At 71.1% G+C, this 24,087-nt stretch carries 20 protein-coding genes; 12 read left to right on the top strand and 8 right to left on the bottom strand.

What is annotated here, in order from left to right; all coding sequences use genetic code 11:
* The 4 genes from ACW9J6_RS24395 to ACW9J6_RS24380 all read left to right on the top strand — a co-directional run.
* Nucleotides 1–495, top strand: a 495-nt coding sequence (locus ACW9J6_RS24395) for a DNA translocase FtsK (RefSeq protein WP_457119032.1), incomplete at its 5' end; no start/stop codon positions are given.
* A gap of 128 nt (nucleotides 496–623) precedes the next feature.
* Nucleotides 624–1,532: an outer-membrane lipoprotein carrier protein LolA gene (locus ACW9J6_RS24390; RefSeq protein ID WP_457119031.1), complete on the top strand. Its 909-nt coding sequence runs from the start codon at nucleotides 624–626 to the stop codon at nucleotides 1,530–1,532.
* 28 nt (nucleotides 1,533–1,560) lie between these two features.
* The gene (locus ACW9J6_RS24385; RefSeq protein ID WP_457119030.1) at nucleotides 1,561–2,370 is read left to right on the top strand and encodes an exodeoxyribonuclease III; all 810 of its coding nucleotides are present in this window, start codon (nucleotides 1,561–1,563) and stop codon (nucleotides 2,368–2,370) included.
* 17 nt (nucleotides 2,371–2,387) lie between these two features.
* The gene (locus ACW9J6_RS24380) at nucleotides 2,388–2,747 is read left to right on the top strand and encodes a DUF4279 domain-containing protein (RefSeq protein WP_457119029.1); all 360 of its coding nucleotides are present in this window, start codon (nucleotides 2,388–2,390) and stop codon (nucleotides 2,745–2,747) included.
* A 766-nt stretch (nucleotides 2,748–3,513) separates the two neighbouring features.
* Here the strand turns inward: ACW9J6_RS24380 and ACW9J6_RS24375 are convergent.
* The 3 genes from ACW9J6_RS24375 to ACW9J6_RS24365 form a co-directional block, all read right to left on the bottom strand.
* Complete coding sequence (locus tag ACW9J6_RS24375) at nucleotides 3,514–4,983, bottom strand: L,D-transpeptidase family protein (protein WP_457119028.1); 1,470 nt, start codon at nucleotides 4,981–4,983, stop codon at nucleotides 3,514–3,516.
* A gap of 128 nt (nucleotides 4,984–5,111) precedes the next feature.
* On the bottom strand, nucleotides 5,112–5,831 hold the full coding sequence (locus tag ACW9J6_RS24370; protein WP_457119027.1) for a DUF1796 family putative cysteine peptidase: 720 nt from the start codon (nucleotides 5,829–5,831) through the stop codon (nucleotides 5,112–5,114).
* Complete coding sequence (locus ACW9J6_RS24365; protein ID WP_457119026.1) at nucleotides 5,828–6,781, bottom strand: acetyl-CoA carboxylase carboxyltransferase subunit alpha; 954 nt, start codon at nucleotides 6,779–6,781, stop codon at nucleotides 5,828–5,830. The genes ACW9J6_RS24370 and ACW9J6_RS24365 overlap by 4 nt, the downstream gene beginning before the upstream one ends.
* A gap of 247 nt (nucleotides 6,782–7,028) precedes the next feature.
* On the opposite strand from ACW9J6_RS24365, the gene ACW9J6_RS24360 reads away from it, so the two are divergent.
* On the top strand, nucleotides 7,029–8,168 hold the full coding sequence (locus tag ACW9J6_RS24360; protein WP_457119025.1) for a patatin-like phospholipase family protein: 1,140 nt from the start codon (nucleotides 7,029–7,031) through the stop codon (nucleotides 8,166–8,168).
* A gap of 36 nt (nucleotides 8,169–8,204) precedes the next feature.
* Nucleotides 8,205–8,990 carry a 3-hydroxybutyrate dehydrogenase gene (locus ACW9J6_RS24355; RefSeq protein WP_457119024.1) on the top strand — a complete coding sequence of 262 codons (786 nt, stop codon included), beginning with the start codon at nucleotides 8,205–8,207 and terminating at the stop codon, nucleotides 8,988–8,990.
* A 37-nt stretch (nucleotides 8,991–9,027) separates the two neighbouring features.
* On the opposite strand, the gene ACW9J6_RS24350 is transcribed toward ACW9J6_RS24355, so the two are convergent.
* Complete coding sequence (locus ACW9J6_RS24350) at nucleotides 9,028–9,432, bottom strand: carboxymuconolactone decarboxylase family protein (protein ID WP_457119023.1); 405 nt, start codon at nucleotides 9,430–9,432, stop codon at nucleotides 9,028–9,030.
* A 213-nt stretch (nucleotides 9,433–9,645) separates the two neighbouring features.
* Nucleotides 9,646–11,655, bottom strand: a complete 2,010-nt coding sequence (locus tag ACW9J6_RS24345; protein WP_457119022.1) for a class I SAM-dependent methyltransferase — start codon at nucleotides 11,653–11,655, stop codon at nucleotides 9,646–9,648.
* Between the two features lie 582 nt (nucleotides 11,656–12,237).
* Between ACW9J6_RS24345 and ACW9J6_RS24340 the strand changes: the two genes are divergently transcribed.
* Nucleotides 12,238–12,696 (top strand): hypothetical protein, encoded by a 459-nt coding sequence (locus ACW9J6_RS24340; protein WP_457119021.1) that lies wholly within the window; start codon nucleotides 12,238–12,240, stop codon nucleotides 12,694–12,696.
* 12 nt (nucleotides 12,697–12,708) lie between these two features.
* Here ACW9J6_RS24340 and ACW9J6_RS24335 read toward each other — a convergent pair whose 3' ends face one another.
* Nucleotides 12,709–14,349 (bottom strand): GMC family oxidoreductase, encoded by a 1,641-nt coding sequence (locus ACW9J6_RS24335; protein ID WP_457119020.1) that lies wholly within the window; start codon nucleotides 14,347–14,349, stop codon nucleotides 12,709–12,711.
* A gap of 670 nt (nucleotides 14,350–15,019) precedes the next feature.
* On the opposite strand from ACW9J6_RS24335, the gene ACW9J6_RS24330 reads away from it, so the two are divergent.
* Nucleotides 15,020–16,108: a methyl-accepting chemotaxis protein gene (locus ACW9J6_RS24330; protein WP_457119019.1), complete on the top strand. Its 1,089-nt coding sequence runs from the start codon at nucleotides 15,020–15,022 to the stop codon at nucleotides 16,106–16,108.
* Between the two features lie 115 nt (nucleotides 16,109–16,223).
* Complete coding sequence (locus ACW9J6_RS24325; RefSeq protein ID WP_457119018.1) at nucleotides 16,224–16,619, top strand: hypothetical protein; 396 nt, start codon at nucleotides 16,224–16,226, stop codon at nucleotides 16,617–16,619.
* Between the two features lie 86 nt (nucleotides 16,620–16,705).
* Here ACW9J6_RS24325 and ACW9J6_RS24320 read toward each other — a convergent pair whose 3' ends face one another.
* Nucleotides 16,706–19,228, bottom strand: coding sequence for a glycogen/starch/alpha-glucan phosphorylase (locus ACW9J6_RS24320; RefSeq protein WP_457119036.1), 2,523 nt, complete (start codon nucleotides 19,226–19,228; stop codon nucleotides 16,706–16,708).
* 486 nt (nucleotides 19,229–19,714) lie between these two features.
* Here ACW9J6_RS24320 and ACW9J6_RS24315 point away from each other — a divergent pair, with 486 nt between their 5' ends.
* The 3 genes from ACW9J6_RS24315 (at nucleotide 19,715) to ACW9J6_RS24305 (ending at nucleotide 23,679) form a co-directional block, all read left to right on the top strand.
* Complete coding sequence (locus ACW9J6_RS24315) at nucleotides 19,715–21,322, top strand: alpha-amylase family glycosyl hydrolase (RefSeq protein ID WP_457119017.1); 1,608 nt, start codon at nucleotides 19,715–19,717, stop codon at nucleotides 21,320–21,322.
* Nucleotides 21,323–21,548: 226 nt separating this feature from the next.
* Nucleotides 21,549–23,087 (top strand): glycogen synthase GlgA, encoded by a 1,539-nt coding sequence (gene glgA / locus ACW9J6_RS24310; protein ID WP_457119035.1) that lies wholly within the window; start codon nucleotides 21,549–21,551, stop codon nucleotides 23,085–23,087.
* A gap of 247 nt (nucleotides 23,088–23,334) precedes the next feature.
* Nucleotides 23,335–23,679 (top strand): hypothetical protein, encoded by a 345-nt coding sequence (locus ACW9J6_RS24305; RefSeq protein WP_457119016.1) that lies wholly within the window; start codon nucleotides 23,335–23,337, stop codon nucleotides 23,677–23,679.
* Nucleotides 23,680–23,695: 16 nt separating this feature from the next.
* On the opposite strand, the gene ACW9J6_RS24300 is transcribed toward ACW9J6_RS24305, so the two are convergent.
* Complete coding sequence (locus ACW9J6_RS24300) at nucleotides 23,696–23,947, bottom strand: hypothetical protein (protein ID WP_457119015.1); 252 nt, start codon at nucleotides 23,945–23,947, stop codon at nucleotides 23,696–23,698.
* Between the last annotated feature and the right edge of the window lie 140 nt (nucleotides 23,948–24,087).

Raw genomic sequence — 24,087 nt, 5'->3', positions numbered from 1 at the left:
CAGGTGACGTCGAAGATCGACTCGCGGACGATCCTGGGGGAGATGGGCGCCGAGCAGCTTCTGGGTCAGGGCGACATGCTGTTCATGGCGGGCGGCGGTCGGACGACGCGGGTTCACGGCCCGTTCGTGTCGGACGACGAGGTGGAGGCGATCGTGGCGCATCTGAAGCGCCAGGGGCGTCCGGCCTATCTCGACGCGATCACCGCCGAGGAGGGCGAGGAGGGCGGCGCCGAGGCCGCCGTCGCCGACACCGCGGTGTTCGACCAGGGCGCCTTCGCGGACCCGGCAGCCGACCTCTACGAGCAGGCGGTGGCGGTGGTGCTGCGGGACAAGAAGGCGTCGACGAGCTACATCCAGCGCCGGCTTCAGATCGGCTACAACCGGGCGGCCTCGCTGATGGAGCGGATGGAGAAGGAGGGCATCGTCGGCCCCGCCAACCACGCCGGCAAGCGCGAGATCCTCATCGAGACGCAGGCCGGAGCCGAGGAGGCGTGACGCCCCGGCGTCGTCCCCTTGCGGCCCCGGCGTCGCATATTCGCCACAGCGTCCGTCTCTAACGGTGCGGCACCCGCCGCGCCGCTTTCCGGGCGGCCCCGCCGCCCCCCTCAGGGAGAGTCCCGCCGATGACCGGCCGCTTCCGCTCCGGCCCGCTTCCCGTCCTGGCGGCGGCCCTGTGCCTCGCCGGCGCGGCGCCCGCGCAGGCGCAGGTGACCTCCTTCCTCGACAGCATCTTCGGCGGCCGCAAGGATCCGGTCGCGCAGCCCGAGGCCGAGCCGGCCCCGACCGCGCCGGGCGGCCCCGCGACGCTGCCGCGCGCGCCCCTGCCCCCGCGCCGCCCGGCCGCCCTCGGCGGCGCCAAGCCTCCGGTCGAGGCCGGGGAGGTTGCGGCCGCCCCGGCCGCGCAGCCGCCCCAGCAGGTCGCCGCCGTGACCACGCCGGCCGCCATCGACCTCACCAACCCGACCGCCGTGATCGAGCGGGCCAACGCCTATTTCAACGGCGTCTCGACGCTCACGGGCAGCTTCGTCCAGATCGGCGCCGACGGGCGCAAGATCGGCGGCAAGCTCTACCTCGCCAAGCCGGGCCGCCTGCGCTTCGATTACGACCAGCCCTCGCCCCTGGAGGTGGTGGCGGACGGCACCTCCGTGGCGGTGCGCGACCGCAAGCTCGCGACTCAGGACCTCTACTTCATCTCGCAGACCCCGCTGAAATTCCTGCTCCGCGACCGGATCGACCTCGCCCGCGACCTCACGGTGACGGACGTGGCGAGCGAGCCCGGCGGCGTGCGCATCAGCCTGGAGGACCGGGCGACGCTCGGCGGCACCTCGCGCATCGCGCTCTACTTCGACGACGCGATGCGCACGCTGAGCCAGTGGCGGATCACCGACCCGCAGGGCTACCAGACCACCGTGCTGCTCTCGAACCTCCAGCGCGGCCGGCCGATCGACGGCATGATGTTCGTGATCAACTACGGCCGGCCGGAGGACAAGGAGCTGGAGCAGCGCATGCGCCAGCAGCAGCAGCAGCGCTGAGCCCCCTCCCACGCGGAAGACCCGACAGGTGCGCCTCACCGTCTCGACCTGGAACATCAACTCCGTCCGCCTGCGCATCGACCTCGTGCGCCGCTTCCTCGACGAGGCCCGGCCCGACATCCTGTGCCTGCAGGAGACGAAGTGCCCGAACGACCGCTTCCCGCTGAAGGAACTGCAGGGCTTCGGCTACCCGCACGTCGTCTTCGCCGGGCAGAAGGGCTACAACGGCGTGGCGATCCTCTCGCGCCTGCCGCTGCTGTCGCAGGAGGCGATGAGCTTCTGCGACCGGCCGGACGCCCGCCACATCTCGGCGGTGCTGGGTCCCGAGGCCGGCGCGGCGGCGGGGATCGTGCTGCACGACTTCTATGTGCCGGCGGGCGGCGACGTGCCGGACGCAGGCCTCAACGACAAGTTTGCCCACAAGCTCGCCTTCATGGACGAGCTGCGCGCCTGGGGCGGGCGGCGGCCCTCGGGTCCTGCGATCCTGGTCGGCGACCTCAACGTGGCGCCGCTGGAACACGACGTCTGGTCGCACAAGCAGCTCCTCGACGTGGTGAGCCACACGCCGGTCGAGACCGAGCGCCTGGAGACCCTGCGCGGCGAGGCCGGCTGGGTGGACACGATGCGCCACCTGCGGCCGGAGCCGGAGAAGATCTACACGTGGTGGAGCTACCGCTCCCCCGACTGGGCCGCCGCCGACAAGGGCCGGCGCCTCGACCACATCTGGGTCACGCCCGACCTCGCCGGCACGGTCAAGACGGTGACCGTGGCGCGCCACACCCGGGCCTGGGAGAAGCCGTCGGACCACGTGCCGGTGACGGTGGAGTTGGAGCTGTAGGGGGGAGCGCAGTTCCCTTGGCGGCGATCGCGAAAACGCATGTCAGCCTGCGCATGGCCGGGGACGACCTCGATCCCGACGACGTGACCCGGCCGCTCGACGTGCGACCGACACGCTGCGGCCGGCGCGGTGAGATCAGTCAGGGCCGATCGGGCCGGCCCATCGTCGCGAGGACCGGGATCTGGATCCTTCAGGCCGACGAATCCTATACGGGAGCTCTCGACACTCGAGTCGTTGCCCTTCTCGGCCGCGCAACGGGTGACCTGTCGATCTGGACGAGCCTGTCCCAGCGCTTCAGGTGCGACGTCTTCTGCGGCCACTTCATGCGCGATTTCAACGAGGGGACGGAGTTGACGCGGAGACCCTGGGCCTGCTGAGCGCGCGCGGCCTCCATCTCGGTCTCGATCTATACGGGCCCATGGACGACTGACATCTGCACAGCCACCTCGATCGCCGCGCCCACAAGCGGCGGTCCCTCCTACCCTTGATGAGTCTGGCGCGGGATCCCCTCTCCCGAGTGGGCTAGCGTGTTCACACTTCGCCTTCCGGCATCAAAAAAACGCTTCTTTCGCAGTTGCTTGAACGGAACCGAGGAGACCCGCGGGATCCCCTCTCCCGTGCGGGAGAGGGGTAGGGGTGAGGGTCCCGGACCGTGCCGTCATCAAGCGGCGACTGTCGTGCAGGCAGCGGGACACTTCAGAATTCTTGCTGAACCACCTGGACCCTCACCCCTGCCCCTCTCCCGCACGGGAGAGGGGTTCCCCGCGCCACATCCGGGAACCATCGTGTGTCGACGCAAGTATCTGCCCTATCTTTATTTTTCGCGTTCTGTGAATCCGCAAGCCCGAGTGGGAGAGGGGTAGGGGCGATCGAAGATCGCGCAGGGTGGCTAGGTCTCACCAAGAACTCTGAACCGTCGAGCTGCCAGCGGCACGGTCCGGTCTTCTTGCTGATGCCGAGCCACCCTCACGCGGGATCTTCGATCCCCCGGCCCCTCTCCCACTCGGGAGAGGGGAGAAGTGCCTCACATTGCCCCGGACAGCCGTGACGCACGCGGAGAGAGGAGAAACCCACACCTCGCCCGGCGGTGGGTGAAAGAGACAGCTTGGAAAGGGGAGAGGATTCGAACGGCAGCGCCTCGGCTCAGTTCGGCTTCGCGGGCGCGGCCTCGGCCTGCTTGGCGGGCGCCTTCGTCTCCGGCACCTTAGCCTCCGGCTTGTGCGCGGTCGCCTTGGGTGTTTCGGCCTTGTGCGGGGCCGGCTTGTGCACACTGGCCGCGACCGGCTTCGGCGCGGGCGCCACCACGGGCTCCGGGGCCGGCGGGGGCGGGAGCGCCGCCGGGGCGGTGGGCGGCGCCGCGGCGGTGCCGAACAGGTTGCCGAGGAGCTTGCGGTAGGCGGACGGATCGTCATCCGCGCTCGCCACCGTGATCGGAGCCGGCGCGGCGGGCGGGGGCGCCAGCGCCTGCGCGGCCTCGCGGGTCGGGATCGCGGGCGGCGTCGCCGCGGGGGCCGCGAAGGCCAGCGCCGTCGGCTTCACGGCCTTCGCCTCGCCCGGCTTGTGGCCGGTCTTCGCGTCCTTCGCCGGCGCAGGCGCCGCCTCGGCGACCAGGATCGGCCGGCCCTTGGCGTCGATCGGCACCTCCTCGGGCCCGGCAGCGACCGCCTCCGGACGGCTGACATAACCGAGGTCGGGGCGCCGAGCCTGCTCGGCGAAGAGCTGCGTGCTCGGCGCGGTCTCGCGGAAGGAGGGGTGCTGGCCGCCGTCCTGGTAGACCACCCGCACGGCCGGGGTGCCCTTGGCGATCAGCTCGGCCACCTCCTGCTCGTCCTTGCCGCGCTTCTCGGCCACGACGGGATCGACCTTCGGCGCGCAGGCGCCCGCGGCCGCGTCCTGGCCGCCGAACACGTACCGCGTGCCGCAGACGCCGACCCGCGGCTCTTCGTGCAGGGCCTCGAAATAATCGGAGCCCTCCTTGAGGTTCTTCCAGAACGGCATGTTCGGGTCGTTGCGGTACTTGGCGAGGTTCTGCGCCGTCATCCGGAACGGGTAGGACTGGAACTGGAACGCCCGCTGCCCGCCCGCGAAGGACTCGCGCGCGATGGCGTAGATCTCGGCGATCGCCTCGTCCGTCATCGCGAAGCAGCCGGCCGACGAGCAGGTGCCGTGCACCATCAGGTAGGTGCCACTGCGGCCGTTGGCCCGATCGAAGGCGTTCGGGAAGCCGGTGTCGAAGGACAAGTAGTAGGAGGAGTTCGGGTTCATCTGGCCCGGGGTGATCGGGTAGAACCCCTCGGGCGCCTGGCGGTCGCCCTGCCGGACCTTCGGCCCGAGCTGGCCCGACCAGCGGCAGATCGGGAAGGTCTTGAGGAGCGCGTAGCGGCCATCGCTGCCGCGTTTCCAGACCTCCATCTCGGATTCCTTCTTGAAGGCCCGGATGAGGATCGGGTCGCCCTGCGACATGCCCTTCTGGGTCATCAGCGCGACGGTCTTCTGCGGGATCGGCTGCAGGTGGCGGGTCGAGCCGCTGCCCGAGAACGCGCCGTCCTGGCAGGCCGCCAGGGAGAGGGCGAGCAGAAGGCCGCTCGCCGCCAGCACCGCACGCTTCGCCATGGGGCTCCCCGTTCTCGCCCAACCGCCCGAAGCACAATGCCGCTTCGGATCGACCTCGCCCAACCCCATAGCTTCGTTAAGCTTGACCGCTCCTTACCGCAAGCGACGCCGGCGGATCGGGAGCGTGTCTATCGGGGATCGTGGCCGCCGCGCCGCGCGGCGGAGCGGACGAGATCGCGCACCAGGGCATCGTCCGCCTCTTCGGCGAAACGAAGGCCAAGCGAGGCGCTGCGGGTGTGAATCACGTGGAAGTCGAGGGAATCGTCTCCCATGTCGATCCGCCGCTGCGAGGGGCTCGCGGCCCCCGGCTCGACTTGGAGGATCAGCAGGCGATTGCGCGAGGGCGCCCGCGACAGCAGGCCGCAGATGGCCGCCGCGTCCTCGCGAGCCACCGGCCAGGCGGACAGCATGTAGAGGTGATTGACCGCCCGCGGGTCGGCCAGGGCCGCGCGCAGGCGGCGGACGCCGGCCTCCAGGAAGCGGTAATCCTCCGGCGAGGCGGACGGGTCGTGGTGGTTGAACACCACCGGCACCCCGCAGGCGGCGCGGTAGTGGCGGTGGCGGCAGCGGGTGAGCGCCGGGTCGGGCCGCTCGGCGAGCGGGACGGTCTCGTACTCGGCCGGGTCGAGGAGGCGGGCGAAGTCGGTCTCCAGGCAGTCACGCACCATCGCGGCCGAGGAGAAGATCCAGTCGAAGGGCCCCGACCACGTGCGCAGGCCCGCCTCCTTCAGCACCTGCGCCATGTGGCAGTGGCTGCCCAGGGAGATGTGGTTGAGGAGCCCGGGCTCGCGCGCGTCGCTCCGGCCGCCGAGGCGGCCGAGGAGGCGGGCCGCGAGCCCGGCCCTCACAGCTTGCGGCCGATGTCGAGGAACTTCTGGGCGCGCTGGTCGCGCAGGGCGTCCCCGTCGAGGCCGTCGAGCCCGGCGAGCGCCCCGGCGATCGCCTCCTCGGCCGCCTGGATGGCGGCGGCGGGGTCGCGGTGGGCGCCGCCGGTCGGCTCCGGCACGATGCCGTCGATCACGCCCAGCCGCAGCAAATCCTGCGCGGTGATCTTCATGGCGGTCGCGGCGTCCTGCGCCCGGCCGGCGTCGCGCCACAGGATCGAGGCGGCGCCCTCGGGCGAGATCACGCTGTAGATCGCGTGCTCCAGCATCAGCACCCGGTTGGCGGTGGCGAGCGCGATGGCGCCGCCCGAGCCGCCCTCGCCGATGACGAGCGCGATGTTCGGGGTGCCGAGGGCGAGGCAGGCCTGCGTCGAGCGCGCGATGGCCTCCGCCTGGCCGCGCTCCTCGGCCTCGATGCCCGGATAGGCGCCGGCCGTGTCGACGAAGGTCAGGACCGGCAGGCCGAAGCGGCCGGCGAGGTCCATCAGCCGGACCGCCTTGCGGTAACCCTCGGGCCGGGCCATCCCGAAATTGTGACGGATGCGCGCCTCGGTGGTGGCGCCCTTCTCCTGGCCGATCACGCAGACCGGCCGGCCGCGGAAGCGGCCGAGGCCGCCCACCACGGCCTCGTCCTCGCCGAAGCTGCGGTCGCCCGCGAGCGGCGTGAAGTCGGCGATCAGGGCCGCGCAGTAATCGACGAAGTGGGGCCGCTGGGGATGGCGGGCGACCTGCGTCTTCTGCCAGGGCGTCAGCGCCGCGTAGAGCTCGGCCAGGGCCGCCGCCGCCTTGGTCTCCAGGCGGGCGACGTCCTCGCTGATCGCCACCGCCCCGTCCCGGTCGCCGAGGGCGCGGAGTTCCTCCAGCTTCGCCTCGAGTTCGGCGACGGGCTTTTCGAAGTCGAGGTAGGAGCGCATCGGATCCCGTGCTGGTCGCGTCCGGCGGGGCGCCTCACCGGATCTGGAGAGCGGCCGGTCCCGCCAGGGAGGCCGGGCCCGCCGCGCGGGCTCGGCCGCGGGCGGCGCCGGCTTGGCGGACGGGCCGGGCGCTGTCAACCCGCGACCGGCCGCCCGCCGCGGCCGGGTCCCCGCCCGGACCCTTGCGATTCGTCACCGTGGCGTCATCCTCGCGCGCGACAGCGTCGCAGCAGCGGAGGCCGGCCGGATGACGTCACCCCATGACAACGGGCCGGAAGGTGACCGGGGCGAGTGCCACGTCCTCGTGCTCCAGGGCGGCGGCGCGCTCGGCTCCTACCAGGCCGGGGTGGTCGAGGGCATGCAGGAGGGCGGCGTGCGGCCCGACTGGGTGGCCGGGATCTCGATCGGGGCGATCAACGCCGCGATCATCGCCGGAAACCCGCCCGAGCGGCGCGTCGAGCGCCTGCACGCCTTCTGGGATCAGGTCACCTCGGGCTTCCAGATCGAGCCGCTCTGGCCGGGCGAGCAGGCGCGCAGCCTGTTCAACGAGGTCAGCGCCAATTTCGGCGCCACCTTCGGGGTGGCGGGCTTCTTCGTGCCGCGGGTGCCGCCGCCCTACCTCTACCCGCCGGGCGCCCCCGAGGCGCTGAGCTACTACGACACCGCGGCGCTGCGCACGACGCTGCTGCAGCTCGTCGATTTCGACCGGATCAACCGCCGCGAGACGCGGCTCAGCATCGGAGCGGTCAACATCCGCACCGGCAACTTCACCTACTTCGACAACCACCGCGATACGATCGGGCCGGAACACATCATGGCCTCGGGCGCCCTGCCCCCGGGCTTCCCGCCGGTCGAGATCGACGGCGAGCATTACTGGGACGGCGGCCTCGTCTCCAACACGCCGCTCCAATACGTCCTCGACGGGGAAGCCCAGCGCGACCTGATGATCTTCCAGGTCGACCTGTTCTCCGCCCGCGGGCCGATGCCGCGCACGCTCACCGAGGCGGCCGAGCGCGAGAAGGACATCCGCTACTCCAGCCGCACGCGGATGAACACCGACGACCAGATCCGGATCCACAAGGCCAAGAACGCCTTCCGGCGCCTCGCCGAGAAGCTGCCGCAAGAGCTGCGCCAGGATCCGGACGTGGCCTTCCTGCTGGAGGCGAGCCACGAGAACGCGGTCTCGATCCTGCAGCTGATCTACCGGCGCAAGAACTACGAGGGCAACGCCAAGGACTACGAGTTCTCGCGCCAGACCATGCTGGAGCACTGGTCGGCCGGGCGCAGCGACGTGCGCCGCTCGTTCCGCCACCGCGACTGGCTGGCGCGCTGCCGGCCGGAGGCGGGCGTCGCCGTCTTCGACCTCACCCGGGACGCCCGCGACTGAGCGCCCGCCCACTCCCCATCGAGCCAGGAGGCTTGCATGACCCTGACCGGAAAGACCGCCGTCGTGACCGGATCGACGAGCGGGATCGGCCTCGCCATCGCGCGCGGCTTCGCCAAGGAAGGCGCCAACGTCGTGATCAACGGCTTCGGCAAGCCCGAGGACATCGAGCGCGAGCGCGCCGGCATCGAGTCCGAGTTCGGCGTGAAGGCGCATTACTCGGGCGCCGACATGTCGAAGCCCGAGGAGATCGCCGGGATGATCGCCGAGGCCGAAGCCGCTTTCGGCGCCGTCGACGTCCTGGTCAACAACGCCGGGATCCAGTTCGTCTCGCCGATCGAGGAGTTCCCGGTCGCCAAGTGGGACCAGATCATCGCGATCAACCTGTCCTCGGCCTTCCACGCCATGCGGGCGGCGATCCCCGGCATGAAGCGCAAGGGCTGGGGCCGGATCATCAACACCGCCTCGGCGCACTCGCTCGTGGCCTCGCCGTTCAAGTCCGCTTACGTCTCGGCCAAGCACGGCATCGCCGGCCTGACCAAGACCGCCGCTCTCGAACTCGCCACCCACAAGGTCACGGTGAACTGCATCTCGCCGGGCTACGTCTGGACGCCCCTGGTCGAGGCGCAGATCCCGGACACCATGAAGGCGCGCGGCCTGACCAAGGAGCAGGTGATCAACGACGTGCTGCTGCACGCCCAGCCCACCAAGGAATTCGTGACCGTCGACCAGGTGGCGGCGCTCGCGGTGTTCCTGTGCTCGGACGCGGCCAGCCAGATCACCGGCGCCAACATCAGCGTCGACGGCGGCTGGACCGCGGAGTAGCGCGACACCCTGACCGGGCGCCGCGCGCGGCGCCCGGTCAGGCGAGGTAGCGCTCGTCCACCGGCACCTGCATCGCCGTGACGAGCGCGTTGGTCTCGGACGCCATGCCGATCACCGCCAGGAGATCCGCGTGCTGGGCGTCGCTCATGCCCTTGGCGCGGGCGGCGTCCGTGTGGGAGTGGATGCAGTAGCTGCAGCCGTTGGCGGTCGAGACCGCGATGTAGATCAGTTCCTTGGTGAGCGGGTCGAGGGCCCCGTCGGCGGCCATCACCTGCTTCAGGCTCGCCCAGGTCCGCTCCAGCACGGCCGGCCGGTTGGCGAGGCCGCGCCAGAAATTGTTGACGAAGTCCGAGCGCCGGGTGGCGCGGATGTCGTCGAACACGGCCTTCACGCGCGGATCGGCCTCGGCCTCCGCGTCGGTCCAGAGCTTCACGGTCGCCATGCGGGGGAACTCCTTGCGCGGCACGGCGCCGCGCCGGGGTGGATCCTAGGCCATGCGCCGCGTCGGCGGCAGCCGGATGGGCGCCGGTCGGAGCCGAGGCCGCGACGGGCGCAGACCGCCCGCCGCGACTTGAGCAGCGGCCGAGGGCGGTGGACGGTCGAGGGGCCTCCTGCGGGAGGGAGGAACCAAGACCCTAGGGCGATGACGGACGGCCTACGGGTTCAGGATGCGCCTGAGGCTCTGAAGCGTTTCCCGCGCCGCGCCGATCTCGGCGCCGAGCGCGTCCAGTTGCCGCTGACGCGACCGCAGGACGCCGTCCCGGGTCAGCGACTCGGTCTGCACGAGAAATCCGGACGGTGCCGGGGCCGCGCGCATCCTGCTGAGCAGGAGGGCGCATTCATGCGCCAACGAGAACACGTCGTAGAGCTCGTAGAGGCCGACGGCGTCCGGCTCCGTCACCGAGGCGGCCGCCGAGACCCAGGTCGCCTCGTCCAGGATCCTGCGCGCGACATCGACCCCGGAGAGCCAGGCGCGTTCAGCTTCGGCGGGACATCCCTCCAGAAACCACATCGTTCCGAGACGCTTCCACGCGCAGATCGTCTTCGTCGCGATCGACGGGCCGTAGGCGAGCGGCTCGATGTCCACGCACTCCCGGTAGGCTGCCCTCGCCGCGTCCCTGTCGCCGGCAATCTGCAGCAATCGCGCCTTGAGGTAGATGAGCGAGATGCGCCAGCGAACGGCGATCGGGCCCTGGCCCAGCGCCGCAACGCAGCGCTCGATGCGCGCCACGAGGTTGTGATCGGCCTCGAAGACCGGCGCTTCCAGCGCAGCGTAGCCGATCGCGGCGAGGCAGGCGGCCTCGTCGGGGCTTCCCGCCGGCACGGTGTCCAGCATGGTGCCGGCGAGACTGCGCCGGGAGCGGCCGTCGCGGACCCGCCAGGGGCGTAGCAATCCGTGGCTGCCGACCGCAGTGACGCCCCACGGATTGACGTAGTGCTGCGCGAAGTCGTTCATCGACCAGCCCTCGATACCGTGAGGGCCGAGACGGCCGTCGTCGAAGGGAACGGCCTCGCACCCCACCGGGCTCTTGACCCCGACGACGAGGCACCACTCGCTGTCGGGCCTCGAGGGGTCATGCGGATCGATGCCGAAGCACCGGCGGGGACGATGGTCCGCCATGGCGTCGTCGCCCGCATCCTGCGCGAAGGCGCCATCGATGATGAAATGCGCCCCCACTTCGGCGAGGATCCTCTCCCAATCATAGGCATGACGGGTATGCGGACCGGCGTCCCGGGTCGTCTTGTCGACGCAGCGGTTCGGCACGCCGACCACGAGGCGCCCGCCGGGCCGCAGGATCGTGAGGCATCGCCGCAGGAAGGTCTCCGGATTCCGACGATGCGCGACGACCCCGAAACTTACGATCAGGTCGACCGAGTTGGGCTCGAGCCCTGCGAGGTCCTCCGCATCGCCGACCGCGTAGGACAGGCGGCCCCCCTCGTCGGCGAAGGTCCGGCGCGCGTAGGCGACCGCGTCGCCGCTCTCGTCGAACGCAGTGACGGAGATGGCCTGGGTGATGCGGGCCAGCATCCAGGCCCCGGCGCCCACGCCGCTGCCGATCTCGACGACGCGGTCGCGAGGCTGCACGAAGGTCGACGCGAGTTGGTAGCGGTACAGGTGCGCGTCGGAGCGCCGCCCGGTCTCCCGTGACAGATCCGCGTGCGGCATAAGGTGCCGCGCCACCCCGCCGAGATCCTCGTCGGCCGCTCCGGGCACTCGCACCAGGGGCGTCAGGATGGGGAGGCGCCCGCGGTCGATGTCATCGTACGGGTTGACCCGATAGAAGGCGGGATGCTTGCGGAAGCCGGCGCGGAACGCAGCATCCTCGATCATCGCGCGCCACGGAGCGACGGCGTCCCGGCTGACGCTGCAGATGATCAGGGTCTCGACGCTGGAATCGGTGAAGATCGAGAGGCGTGCCGCCCAGTCCCTCGCCACGGTCGGATCCAGCAGCGCCAAGACGACCTGCGTTACGCCGATCTGCTTCGCCCAATCCGCATCCCTCCACGCGTCACTCGGCAGAGCGACGCCGTCCGCCAGGTAGCCATGGTCTCGCAGCCGGTCGGTCACCTGCTTGGGGGCACCGACGATGAGAACAGGTGCGGGCGCAAGGCATTCCACCGCCGCTCCCACCGCGGCATCAACAACGGTGTCGATCCAATTCATTCCTCTCTCGTCGAATTGGCGGAATGCCGGCCGGACCGGCCTGGTGACCTGCGATCTCCGATCTGGCACAGCGATCCGCCGAGCCGTGAAGGCATCTCTCCCCGACAGGAGCCCCGCCCTCGCCAACACAGCTCGACGCGGATCGTATCCGCCTGTCATCAGCACCGACATCATCCTCGATACGCCAGAGATGTTGTATACTTTCTTTACAGAATCAAGCGGAAATTTCTTCTAAGATGAACTCCGCCCGCGCTGATGACCCGCTTAACTCAACGGAATACGCAGCTCATCCGCACCCTTGCGCCGGCTAAGTGCCTGATTTCTCAGAGACTGCACCGCGCGCGGGCGCAACGAGGTCACACCTTGGAAACGACACTGGCGCGTTCCCGCCCCTTCGGAGACGCCGACTCCCGTCCGCTCAAGGGCGCTGCGGGACGCCCGATGCCTGCCCGGTCATGCCCCTGTCAGCGGTCGGACGCTTGCCTATCCTATTTCCCACGCAAAGCGGCCCTGCCGCCCCCTGCCGCGGCTCACGGATGGGCACGAGCCCCCGCCGGTCGCGGGTCGAACCGGGAGTTCCTCATGCGATGGCTCGCCATCTCGCCCCTCCTCGCCCTCGGCTTGGCCGTGCCGGCCCTGGCCCAGACGGCCGTGCCGCCCCGCCAACCCGCCCTGCTCGTCCACGGCAATTACTGCGGCCCGGGCAACAACGCGCCGCTGCCGCCCATCGACGCCCTCGACCTCGCCTGCGCGCATCACGACGCCTGCTCGCCGGACGAGGGTCTGCCGTCCCGGGCCTGCAACCTGCGCCTCGCCCGCGAGGCGGGCCGCGTCGCCGCCGACCCGCGCCAACCGGAGGATCTCCGGCGGACCGCCGGGATCGTCGCGGCCTTCGCCAACCTGATGCCCTCCGATCCGGGTCCCGGGCTCGCGGCGCCGGGCGTCGCGGCCGCGCCGACCTTCCCGCGGGCCGGCGCCGCCACGGTGATCCACCGGCATCCGGACCCTTTCCCGATCGAGGGCGACGGGGAGGAGGAGTAGCCGCGCCGACTCTCAACCCCCCGCCGAATCCTCCAGGATCATCGCGGCGCCCTTCTCGGCCATCATGATGGTGGGCGAGTTGGTGTTGCCCGAGGTGATCCGGGGCATGGCGGAGGCGTCGACCACCCGCAGGCCACGCACGCCGCGCACCCGCATCCGGGCGTCGAGGACGGCGCCCGTCTCGTGGTCCGGCCCCATCCGGGCGGTGCCGACCGGGTGGAAGATCGTAGTGCCGAGGTCGCCCGCGGCCCGCAGCAAGGCTTCGTCGCTCGTCACCTCCGGCCCCGGGCGGTACTCCTCGGGCCGGTAGCGGGCGAGCGGCGGCTGCGCCACGATCCGGCGGGCCAGCTTCAGGGCGTCGACGGCGACGCGCCGATCCTCCTCGGTGGCGAGGTAGTTGGGCCGGATCGCCGGCGGCGCGGCCGGGTCGGGGCTCGCCGCGTGCACGCTGCCGCGGCTCGACGGGCGCAGGTTGCACACGCTCGCCGTGAAGGCGCCGAACGGGTGCAGCCCCTCCCCCCACTTGTCGAGGGAGAGCGGCTGGAAGTGGAATTCGAGGTTCGCGGTGGCGTAGTCCGGTGAGGACTTGGCGAACACGCCCACCTGGCTCGGCGCCATGGTGAGCGGCCCAGTCCGGAACAGCGCGTACTCGACTCCCATCCAGGCCCGCTTGAGCAGGTTCGCATAGGTCAGGTTGAGGGTGGGCACGCCCGTCACCTTGTAGATCGGACGAATCTGCAGGTGGTCCTGCAGGTTCTCGCCGACGCCCGGAGCGTGGTGGACGACCGCGAGGCCGAGCCCCCGCAGCCGCTCGCCGTCGCCGATCCCGGAGAGTTCGAGGAGCTTCGGCGAGGCCACCGCCCCGGCAGACAGCACCACCTCGCCGCGCGCCCGCGCGAGGAAGCGCCGGCCGCCCCGCTCGAAGATCACGCCGGCCGCCCGCCCGTCCTCGATCAGCACCCGCTCGGCGTGGATGCCGGTCTCCAGCCGCAGGTTCGGGCGGTGCAGCGCCGGCTTCAGGAAGCCCCGCGCCGCGCTCCAGCGGCGGCCCCGGCGCTGGTTGACCTGGAAATAGGACGAGCCCTCGTTGTCGCCGGTGTTGAAGTCCGGGATCTTGGCGATCCCGGCGGCCTCGGCGGCGTCTCGGATCGCGTCGAGGATCGCCCAGCGGATCCGCGGCGGCTCGACGCGCCACTCGCCGCCGGAGCGGTGGAAGGCGTTCGGCGGCGCGATGTGGTCCTCGTGCTTGAGGAAGTGAGGGAGGACGTCGTCCCAGCCCCAGCCGTCGAGCCCGAGTTGGCGCCAGCCATCGTAGTCGGCGGCCTGGCCCCGCATGTAGATCATCGCGTTGATGGCCGAGGAGCCGCCGATCACCTTGCCGCGGGGATAGGCCAGGGCCCGCCCGTTGAGGCCGGCCTCCGCCTCCGTGGTGAACAGCCAGTCGGCCCGCTTGTTGCCGATGGCAAAGAGGTAGCCGGCCGGGATGTGGAACCAGATCCAGTTGTCGCGCCCGCCCGCCTCCAGCACCAGCACCGAGCGGCGGGGATCGGCGGACAGCCGGTTGGCGAGCACGCAGCCCGCCGAGCCCGCCCCGACCACGATGTGGTCGTAGATCCCGAATTCCTCGGGCGCCTCGCCCTGGCTCGCGGTCATGTCCCCTCCCCGGCTTCGTCTCGCTTCCGCCCTGGGTAACGCATCCCGGGCGGGATGTCGTAGGGGGCCGTGAGCCGGACCGCCTCGCCGCCGGCCTCCCCCGCCCGTCTCCACCCGGGCCGATCGGCTCGCGACGACGACCGTCCTCGATTGATATTCCGGGACGTCGATTTTGAAACCCTGTCCGATCCGGGGATTTGCGCCGAACCGAAGCGCGTTGCGCCGTCGTGCCGGATTGGCGGCAGAATAGAGAACCCAAGAGTGCCTGAACGACCTCACGACCGCGATGGGAGACCCGGCTTGAAACCGCTCTCGCGCCGCGCGCGGCGCAATCGGACCGCCGATCGGCCGAATGCCGGCTGACCGCCGAACCTCCATGCGCGCGGCGGGGCCCGCACGAATGGTCCCTCCCCACTTTCGATCCGGCGCCCTGCCCAACCGGACAGCGCCCCTCCCGTCCCGCAGCACGCCAGGCGAAGTGTTGATGAGAGCGTCCACGTGCAGATCGCGCAACAGCCACGCACTCCACCCAGTGATGGGCAAAAACAACGCTGGGTCATTGCCTAGAATTTAGGCAGAAGTCGCGGCCTAACCAAGATCAACGTCGTTAATGATTTTGCAAGGCGACCCATAGAAGTTGTCGAGCACGCGGCGAGGGGCGCACTGCGCAATGAAAGCCAACACAATCGGGATCCGGCACGGCGATCCGGCGCAGATGAGCCTGACGCAGGTCGTGGACGAGACGAAGGCAGTCCGGCGGATCGTCGGCGACAAGACGCGCGCGATCCAGACCATCACCGCGCAGGTGAAGATCCTGGCGCTCAACGCCCTGATCGAGGCGGCGCGGGCCGGCGAGCAGGGACGGGGATTCTCGGTCGTGGCGCAGGAGGTGCGCGCGGTGGGCGCGCAGGTCGAGGCGATCGCGGGCGCGCTCGAGGCGGAACTCGCCGGCCGCATCGGGGGGCTCGAGACGATGATGCAGGGCCTGTCGAGCACCGCGCAGGGCGAGCGCCTGGTGGATCTCGCGCTCAACGCAGTGGAACTCATCGATCGCAACCTCTACGAGCGCACTTGCGACGTGCGCTGGTGGGCGACCGATCCCGCCATCGTCGCCTGCGCCGCCGCGCCGAGCCCGGACCGCGTGGCGCACGCGGCCGAGCGGCTCGGCGTGATCCTCGGGGCCTACACGGTCTACCTCGACCTCTGGATCTGCGACGCGGCCGGGACCGTGGTCGCGAACGGCCGGCCCGACCGCTTCCCGGAGGTCCGCGGCGCCAGCGTCGCCGGGGAGGAGTGGTTCCGGCGGGCCGCCGCCCTGGCGGACGGCGACGGCTACGTGGCCGCCGAGGTGACGACCCGCCCGCTCCTCAGGGGCGCACAGGCGGCGACCTACTGCGCGAGCATCCGGGCCGAGGGCCGCGCGGACGGCCGGCCGCTCGGCGTGCTGGCGATCCACTTCGATTGGGAGCCGCAGGCCCGCGCGATCGTCGCGGGCGTGCGGGTCGCCCCCGAGGACCGGGACCGCACCCGCGTCCTCCTGGTCGATGCGGCGGGGCGGGTCCTCGCCGCCTCCGACGGCCGCGGAGTCCTGACGGAGATTCTGCGCCTCGACTGCGCGGGACGCGACGGCGGCTTCGACCGGGATCCGCAGCTCACCGTCACCGCGTTCCACCGGACGCCCGGCTACGAGACCTATGCGGGCCTCGGGTGGTACGGCGTCATCACGCAGGCGCCCGCGGAGGCGGTCCGGTCGCGCTGAGCCCGGATGGCCCGGCGCCTTGCGCGCGGGGGGCGTCGCGGCTCTGACGGGGCGGCGCCCGATCCGGGCGCGACGAGGTTCGCATGGGTGCTCGCGGCGCATCGGCGAGGCGACTTTGCTGCCCTTCACGAACGACCTCGGGCGCCTGGCGGCGAGCGCCGCCCTGGAGGCCGGGAGCGCGCATTTCCACTTCCGCCCGGAGGACGCGGCCGACGCGCTCCTCGAAGGCGACACGGCCCATCTGCGCGTCGAGGCGGATCCCTTCATCCCGGAGGACCGGCACGGCTTGCTGCGCGACCTCGCCCTGGCGACCGGCGGCGACGCGCACTGGCGCAAGCAGAAGCCGCGGAGGAGTGAGGGGCCGGAGGCATGGGAGCCTGTCCCCCGAAGGACTCGTCAGTCCGAGGACAAGGAGAGGCTCGTCTCCCCTCTTCCGAGTGTGCACACGCTGGCCCACTCGGAAGAGGGGATCCTGAGCAAGATGGACTTACATCGTACGCTATCAAAATAGAGTGTTCCGGAGACCAAGGCCCATGGTCAGGGGCCTTGTATTTTTTCCGGACAACCCTGCGCAAGGGAGGGCGGGGGAAGGTTTCCCTACCCGACCCGAACCCGCCAGATGTCCTCCGCGTATTCCCGCATGGTGCGGTCGGACGAGAACCACGCCGTGCGGGCGGTGTTGAGGATGGCCGAGCGCCACCAGGTCCGCGGCCGCTGCCAGGCGGCGTCGACCGCGCGCTGCGCCCGCCAGTAGACGTCGAAATCGACGGTCAGGAGGTAGCGGTCGGGGCCGGTGAGCTCGTCGATCAGCGGGCGGTAGCGGTTCGGCTCCTCCGGGGAGAAGCCCCCCGAGGCGATGAGGTCGAGGGCCGCCTTGAGGCGCGGCGAGGCCGCGATGGCCCGCCCCGCGTAACCGGCCTCCGCCTTCACCGCCTGGACGCCCGCCGCGTCGAGGCCGAAGATGAAGATGTTGTCGTCCCCGACATGCTCCTTGATCTCGATATTGGCGCCGTCGAGGGTGCCGATCGTGAGGGCGCCGTTGAGCGCGAGCTTCATGTTGCCCGTGCCCGAGGCTTCGAGCCCCGCGGTCGAGATCTGCTCGGAGAGGTCGGCGGCCGGGATGATCGCCTCGGCGAGGCTCACCGCGTAGTTCGGCACGAAGGCGACCTGCAGCCGGCCCGCCGCCGCCGGATCGGCGTTGACGCGCTTGGCGACGTCGCAGGCGAGCCGGATGATCAGCTTGGCCTGCGTGTAGCTCGGCGCCGCCTTGCCGGCGAACAGCTTCACCCGGGCCGGTCGGTCGCGCTGCGGCTCGGCCAGGATCGCCTGGTAGAGCGCCACCGTCTCCAGGATGTTGAGGAGCTGGCGCTTGTACTCGTGGATGCGCTTGATCTGGATGTCGAACAGGGCGGAGGGGTCGAGCGCGATGCCGGTGCGCTCCCGGACCACCTTCGCCAGCGCCTCCTTGCGCTCGCGCCGCACCGCGGCGTAGCGCTCCTGGAACCCGGCATCCTCCGCAACGGCCGAGAGCCCGGAGAGGGCGGTCGGGTCGTCGAGGAGCCGCGGCCCCAGAGCCTCGACGGCGAGCCGGGTCAGCCCCGGATTGGCGTTGTGGAACCAGCGCCGGAAGGTGATGCCGTTCGTCTTGTTGACGATCTTGTCCGTGTCGAGGGCGTGGAGCGGCGCGAAGACCGTCTTGCGCATCAGCTCCGTGTGCAGGGCCGAGACCCCGTTCACCCGGCGCGCGCCCAGGAAGGCGAGGTGGCCCATCCGCACGCGCTTGCCGTGGGTCTCCTCGATCAGCGAGACTTCGGCGAGGTGCGCCGCGTCGACCCGGCCGTGCTGCGACAGCTCCTCCAGGTGCATCCAGTTGATCAGGTAGATGATCTGCATGTGGCGCGGCAGCAGCCGTTCCATCAGCTCGACCGGCCAGGTCTCCAGCGCCTCCGGCAGGAGGGTGTGGTTCGTGTAGCCGAGCGTGTTCGTGGTGACGTGCCAGGCATCGTCCCAGGACAGGCCGTGCTCGTCGACGAGGAGACGCATCAGCTCGGGCACCGCGATCGCCGGGTGCGTGTCGTTGAGCTGGATCGCCGCGTGGTCGGGCAGCGTGCGCAGGTCGCCGCGCTCGGCCACGTGGCGCCGCACCAGGTCCTGCAGCGAGGCCGAGGTGAAGAAGAATTCCTGGCGCAGCCGCAGTTCCTGGCCGGCCGGCGTCCCGTCGCTCGGGTAGAGCACCCGCGAGATCGCCTCGGCCCGGTCGCGCTCGGCCATCGCGCCGACATGGTCGCCGCCGTTGAAGCGGGCGAGGTCGATCGGCTCCGGCGCCCGCGCCTGCCACAGGCGCAGGGTGTTCACGTGCTTGGCGCGAAAGCCGATCACCGGCGTGTCGAAGGGCACCGCCCGCACGGTCTCGGCCGGGCGCCAGACGCGGCGGATCGCGCCGTCCGGCTGCACCGTCATGGCGACCTCGCCGCCGAACCCGACCGCGCAGGCGAGGTCCGGCCGCTCGAACTCCCAGGGGTTGCCCTCGGCGAGCCAGGTCTCCGGCACCTCGCGCTGGACGCCGTCCTCGATCACCTGCCGGAACAGGCCGTGGTCGTAGCGGATGCCGTAGCCGTAGGCGGGAATCGCGAGGCTCGCCATGCTCTCCATGAAGCAGGCCGCGAGCCGGCCGAGGCCGCCATTCCCCAGCGCCGCGTCGGGCTCGGCCCCGGCCGCCGCGTCGAGGTCGACGCCGAGCGAGGCGAGCGCCGCCCGCGCGGTCTCGGCGAGGCCGAGATTGCCCATCACGTCGGACAGGAGGCGGCCGATCAGGAATTCGAGCGACAGGTAGTGGACGCGCTTGACCGGAACGGCGGGACTGTCTGCGGAGAGGCAGGCATCCACGACCTTGTCGCGCAGGGCCAGCGCGGTCGCCGCGAACCAGTCGCGGTCACGGGCCACCGCCGGCGACTTGCCGAGCGCGTAGGTGAGCTTGCCGAGGATCGCGTCGCGGAGGATCGACACCGCATCCCCGCTCGCCGCCGCAGGCGCGGCCACGGGGCGCCAGTGCGGCTGCGCGCCGGTTGCGGAGGCGGTGTCGTGTCGCCGGTCACCGGCCAGTAAAGCTTCGTTCAGCACCTCTAATCCCCCTTCGCCGCCGATGATCATCAATCTGCTCCGCACTCTACGGCGCGTCTTGAGCAGCAACCCCCGGCGGGCCAGCATTATCGTGTGACCTCTTGGTCATCGTGTCGAGACGGACGGACGACCCGATGGCAAGTCTCCCGGCGTGTGGCCGACGCGACACGTCGCATGGAACTCGGACGCGACTATGGCCGCGGCGGGATGAAGGCGCCCTGAATGAGGGCGAGAGGGCTATCCCGCAGCGTCACCGCAGCATCCTCGGGCGTCGAACGCGGGCCGGGCGGTGCGGTTCCGCACCGGCCGGGTCCCGCGCGCGGTGCCGCGGGCGTCGGCGAACCGTCACGGCCGGCCGCTAGGCTGAGCCCGCGCGGGAACAACCGCCCCGGTCCCGGTTTCTCGGGCTTGGGGCCGCGGGTCCTCCCCGGGCCCGGCCGCTCGCTTCCACCCCGTCCCTGAACGACACGCGCATGGAGCCGAGCGATGCCCGGTGAACTCTGGTGGAAGTCCGGCACCGTCTACCAGGTCTACCCGCGCTCCTTCCAGGATTCGAACGGCGACGGGATCGGCGACCTCAAGGGCATCACCGGCCGCCTCGACTACCTGGCCTGGCTCGGCGTCGACGCGCTCTGGCTGTCGCCCGTCTGCCGATCGCCCATGGCCGATTACGGCTACGACGTCTCGGATTACTGCGACATCGACCCGCTCTTCGGCACGCTCGCCGATTTCGATGCGCTGGTGGCCGAGGCGCACCGCCGCCGCCTGCGGGTGATCATGGACTTCGTGCCGAACCACAGCTCGATCGCGCATCCGTGGTTCCAGGAGAGCCGCGCCTCGCGCGACAATCCGAAGCGCGACTGGTACATCTGGCGCGACCCGAAGCCGGACGGCTCCCCACCCAACAACTGGGTGAGCAATTTCGGCGGGCCGGCCTGGACGCTCGATCCCGCCACCGGGCAGTTCTACTACCACGCCTTCCTGCGGGAGCAGCCGGACCTCAACTGGCGCAACCCGGAGGTGCGCCGGGCGATGCTCGACGTGCTGCGCTTCTGGCTCGACCGCGGCGTCGACGGATTCCGGGTCGACGTCATCTGGCACCTGATCAAGGACGAGGCCCTGCGGGACAACCCGTCCAACCCGGACTACCTGCCGGGGGACGCCGAGATCAACAGTCTCACCCCCCTCCACTCCGCCGACCAGCCCGAGGTCATGGAGGTGATCGCCGAGATGCGGGCCGTCCTCGACGGCTACGACGAGCGGGTGCTGATCGGCGAGATCTACCTGCCGATGGAACGGCTGATGGCCTATTACGGGGTCGACCTGTCGGGCGCGCACCTGCCCTTCAACTTCCAGCTGATCCAGACCCCCTGGCGGGCCGAGGCGGTGGCCGCGCTGGTGGCGGAGTACGAGGCGGCGCTGCCCCCGGGCGGCTGGCCGAACTGGGTGCTCGGCAACCACGACCAGCCGCGCATCGCCGCCCGGATCGGGGCGGCACAGGCACGGGTGGCCGCCGTCCTCCTGCTCACCCTGCGCGGGACTCCGACCCTCTACTACGGGGACGAGATCGGCCTCGCGGCGGTGCCGATCCCGCCCGGGCGCGTCCGCGATCCCTGGGAGCACAACGAGCCGGGCCGCGGCCGCGACCCGGAGCGCACGCCGATGCAGTGGGACGGCGGCGAGCAGGCCGGGTTCTCCACCGCGGAGCCCTGGCTGCCCCTCGACCCGGAGGCCGGACGGCGCAACGTCGAGGTGCTGCGCGACGATCCGAACTCCATCCTCACCCTCTACCGCCGCCTGCTGGCGCTTCGCCGCGAGCACGCGGCCCTGAGCATCGGCGCCTACCGCGCGGTGTCGGTCGCGCGCGACGTCCTCACCTACGAGCGCCAGCACGGCGACACGGTCCTGCGAATCATCCTCAATTTCGGGCACGAGTCTTGCCACGTCGCGGTGCCGGCCTCCGATTCGTGGCGCGTGCTGCTGTCGAGTTCGGGCAGCCGGATCGGCGAGCGGCCCCGCGACGGCCATCTCGCACTTGCGGGAGACGAGGCCCTGGTCCTGCTGCGCGACGACCCGCGGCCGGAAGCGGCCTAGTTTAACTTTCGCCAGACGTCGCCGGAAGCACCGGAAGCTGGGGCGTTCCAGCCCGAATGCTTGTTTTTTCGCTCGGGTTCCGGCGATTTTCATTGATTTTGTGCATCATCACGTTATTGTGCAATGCGGCGGAACCGGAAGCGCGGCTGTGCGTTGCCGGCCAGATATGTGCGCCGTGGCGACGTCCGCCAGCACTCTTGCGGCCCGCGGCGCGGGGGCTTTCTCGATGATCGGCTCGGCGTGCCTGCGCTCCGTCTCCTCTGCCGCCGCCGTGCCGCCGCCGCCTCTCTCCTCCCGCTCCGCCATCGCGCGGGGCTCCCTCCGGCAGCGGATCCTGTTCGCGACGCCGGAGATGGCGGATTTCCTGAAGACCGGCGGCCTCGGTGAGGTGGCGGCCGCCCTGCCGCGGGCGCTGCGCCAGCACTACGATGTCCGCATCCTGATCCCGGGCTACCGGCAGGTCGTCGACCGCTACGCCGACATTCCCGTGGTGGCGCAGATCCCCGGGCGGGACGGACTGCCGGATTCGGCCCTGGGCCTGGTCGAGACCGGCGACGGCCTGCCGGTCTACGTGCTTCTGAACGCCGACCTCTACGACCGTCCCGGCTCGCCCTACGGCGACAAGGGCGGCGACTTCGTCGACAACGACCTGCGCTTCGCCCGGCTCAGCCTCGCGGCGGTGGAACTCGCCAAGGGCGTCGATCCGGACTGGCGGGCGGATCTCCTCCACCTCAACGACTGGCAGACGGCGCTGGCGCCCGCCTATCTCGCCTGGCAGGGCCTGCGGGTTCCGAGCATCCTGACGGTGCACAACCTCGCCTATCAGGGCGTGTTCCCGCGCGAGAACCTCGCCCGGCTCGGCGTGCCCGAGGGCGCCTTCCAGATCGACGGGGTCGAGTTCTACGGCAAGCTCTCCTTCCTCAAGGCGGGCCTGTTCTACGCCTCGCACGTCACGACGGTGAGCGAGACCTACGCGCGGGAGATCACCTCGCCGGAATTCGGCTGCGGCCTCGACGGACTCCTGCGCACCCGGGCCGGCCAGGGCCGGCTGGCGGGCATCCTCAACGGCATCGACGAGATCTGGGACCCGCGCACCGACCCGCACCTCGCCACCGCCTTCGAGGCGGATGACTGGAAGGGCAAGCGCGCCAACGCGGACGCGGTGCGCCAGCGCTTCGGCCTCGGCGTGTCGCGCGGGCCGCTCTTCGCGATCGTGTCGCGGTTGGTGCACCAGAAGGGGGTCGACCTGACCCTCGCGGCGGCCGAATCGATCGTCTCCGAGGGCGGCCAGCTCGTGGTCACCGGCCAGGGCGAGCCGCGCTTCGAGAGCGCCTTCCTCGACCTTGCCCGGCGCCATCCCGGGGCGGTGGGGGTGCGGATCGGCTTCGACGAGACCGACGCCCACCGGATGTTCGCGGGCAGCGACTTCCTGCTGATGCCCTCGCGCTTCGAGCCGTGCGGCCTCGCCCAGATGTACGCGCAGCGTTTCGGCTCGCTGCCGATCGCCCGCGCGGTCGGCGGGCTCGCCGACACGGTGGAGGACGGGGTCACCGGCTTCCTGTTCGGCGAGGCGAGCCTGCGGGGCCTCACCGGCGCCGTCCGCCGCGCCTTCGACACCTTCGCGTCGAAGCGCCACCTCAACACGATGCGCCGCACCGCCATGAACCGCAGCTTCGGCTGGGACAAGGCGGCGCTGAGCTACAGCGCGCTCTACGCCCGCACGATGGGCAACGGCGCCGAGGTTCTGCGCGTCCGGGCGGCGTGAGCCGCGGCCCGGTTCCAGGCCGGGTCCCCCTCGCGGAGTCGGTCTTGCGAGCGTGCGCCGGTCGCGCGACCCGCGGCACGTCCGACCCCCTCCGCATCACACGATCGTGACCCCTGCCCGGTCACCGCCGCGTCGCCCTAACACTTTGTCGCGCCAGCGAACTTCGCGCCCGCCCGGAGGTTGGCCTCGGGCCTCAGCGGAGCCGCGCTCCTGACGGCCGCTTCGCGCCTTGACAGGAGGGTCCCGGATGCGCATCACCATCGCCGTGGCGAGCGTCATAGTCGCCGCTGCGTCCGGCCAGGCCCTGGCGACGCCCTGCGCCGAGCAGATCGCGACGATCGAGCGGCGGTTGGACAGCACGGGAGCCGCCTCCGTCACCGGTGGCACCGGCACGGAGACAGGGTCGCCGCGAGCGTTGTCGAAGCCGCCCGGCGGGCAGCCGAGCGATCCTGCGGCGAAGCCCGATCCTCAGAAGATCGCGCAGGCGCGATCGCTGATCGCGAAGGCGCGCGGGCAGGACAAGGCCGGTCAGGCCGATGCCTGCGAGAACACCATGACCGAGGCGAAGACGCTGATCGGCGCGCTGCCCTGAGCGACGCGCGCGGAGATCAGGGGGACCGCGAGGCCAGCGTGTCGCTCGGGGCGAGCGAGGCCGTCCGGCGATGCTCGCAGGACACCTTCAGGTAATTGGTCTCCCGGTCCACGAGGCCGCTATGGGCGGCGATCGTCTGCCCCTGCATCATGCAGGTCACCGCCGAGGGTGCGGGGGCGACGACCACGTCGAGCGCGGTGTCGCGGGAGCAGTCGGGTCCCGCGAGGGTCTTGGCGCAGATCAGCGCCACCGTGAGGTAATCGGCCATTCCACCTCCACCGGCCACTCCGCGGTCACGCGACCGGCGGCTTCCGGGCCGGACGAAAGCCCGCCGTACGAAACAGCGGCGGAGCGATTTGTGTGCCAAGCCGGGCCGCGGGATTCCGGTCGTGGCTCTCCTGCTGCAGC

It is taken from the genome of Methylobacterium sp. JK268 (assembly GCF_054052225.1).
Note: the sequence above shows the minus strand (reverse complement) of the source record. Positions and strands in the feature narration are given on the sequence as shown.

Coding starts and splice junctions, on each gene's coding strand:
- ACW9J6_RS24390 (WP_457119031.1), top strand. CDS start 624: ATGACCGGCCGCTTCCGCTCCGGCCCGCTTCCCGTCCTGGCGGCGGCC.
- ACW9J6_RS24375 (WP_457119028.1), bottom strand. CDS start 4,983: ATGGCGAAGCGTGCGGTGCTGGCGGCGAGCGGCCTTCTGCTCGCCCTC.
- ACW9J6_RS24365 (WP_457119026.1), bottom strand. CDS start 6,781: ATGCGCTCCTACCTCGACTTCGAAAAGCCCGTCGCCGAACTCGAGGCG.
- ACW9J6_RS24360 (WP_457119025.1), top strand. CDS start 7,029: ATGACGTCACCCCATGACAACGGGCCGGAAGGTGACCGGGGCGAGTGC.
- ACW9J6_RS24355 (WP_457119024.1), top strand. CDS start 8,205: ATGACCCTGACCGGAAAGACCGCCGTCGTGACCGGATCGACGAGCGGG.
- ACW9J6_RS24350 (WP_457119023.1), bottom strand. CDS start 9,432: ATGGCGACCGTGAAGCTCTGGACCGACGCGGAGGCCGAGGCCGATCCG.
- ACW9J6_RS24345 (WP_457119022.1), bottom strand. CDS start 11,655: ATGAATTGGATCGACACCGTTGTTGATGCCGCGGTGGGAGCGGCGGTG.
- ACW9J6_RS24340 (WP_457119021.1), top strand. CDS start 12,238: ATGCGATGGCTCGCCATCTCGCCCCTCCTCGCCCTCGGCTTGGCCGTG.
- ACW9J6_RS24335 (WP_457119020.1), bottom strand. CDS start 14,349: ATGACCGCGAGCCAGGGCGAGGCGCCCGAGGAATTCGGGATCTACGAC.
- ACW9J6_RS24330 (WP_457119019.1), top strand. CDS start 15,020: ATGAAAGCCAACACAATCGGGATCCGGCACGGCGATCCGGCGCAGATG.
- ACW9J6_RS24315 (WP_457119017.1), top strand. CDS start 19,715: ATGCCCGGTGAACTCTGGTGGAAGTCCGGCACCGTCTACCAGGTCTAC.
- glgA (WP_457119035.1), top strand. CDS start 21,549: ATGATCGGCTCGGCGTGCCTGCGCTCCGTCTCCTCTGCCGCCGCCGTG.
- ACW9J6_RS24305 (WP_457119016.1), top strand. CDS start 23,335: ATGCGCATCACCATCGCCGTGGCGAGCGTCATAGTCGCCGCTGCGTCC.
- ACW9J6_RS24300 (WP_457119015.1), bottom strand. CDS start 23,947: ATGGCCGATTACCTCACGGTGGCGCTGATCTGCGCCAAGACCCTCGCG.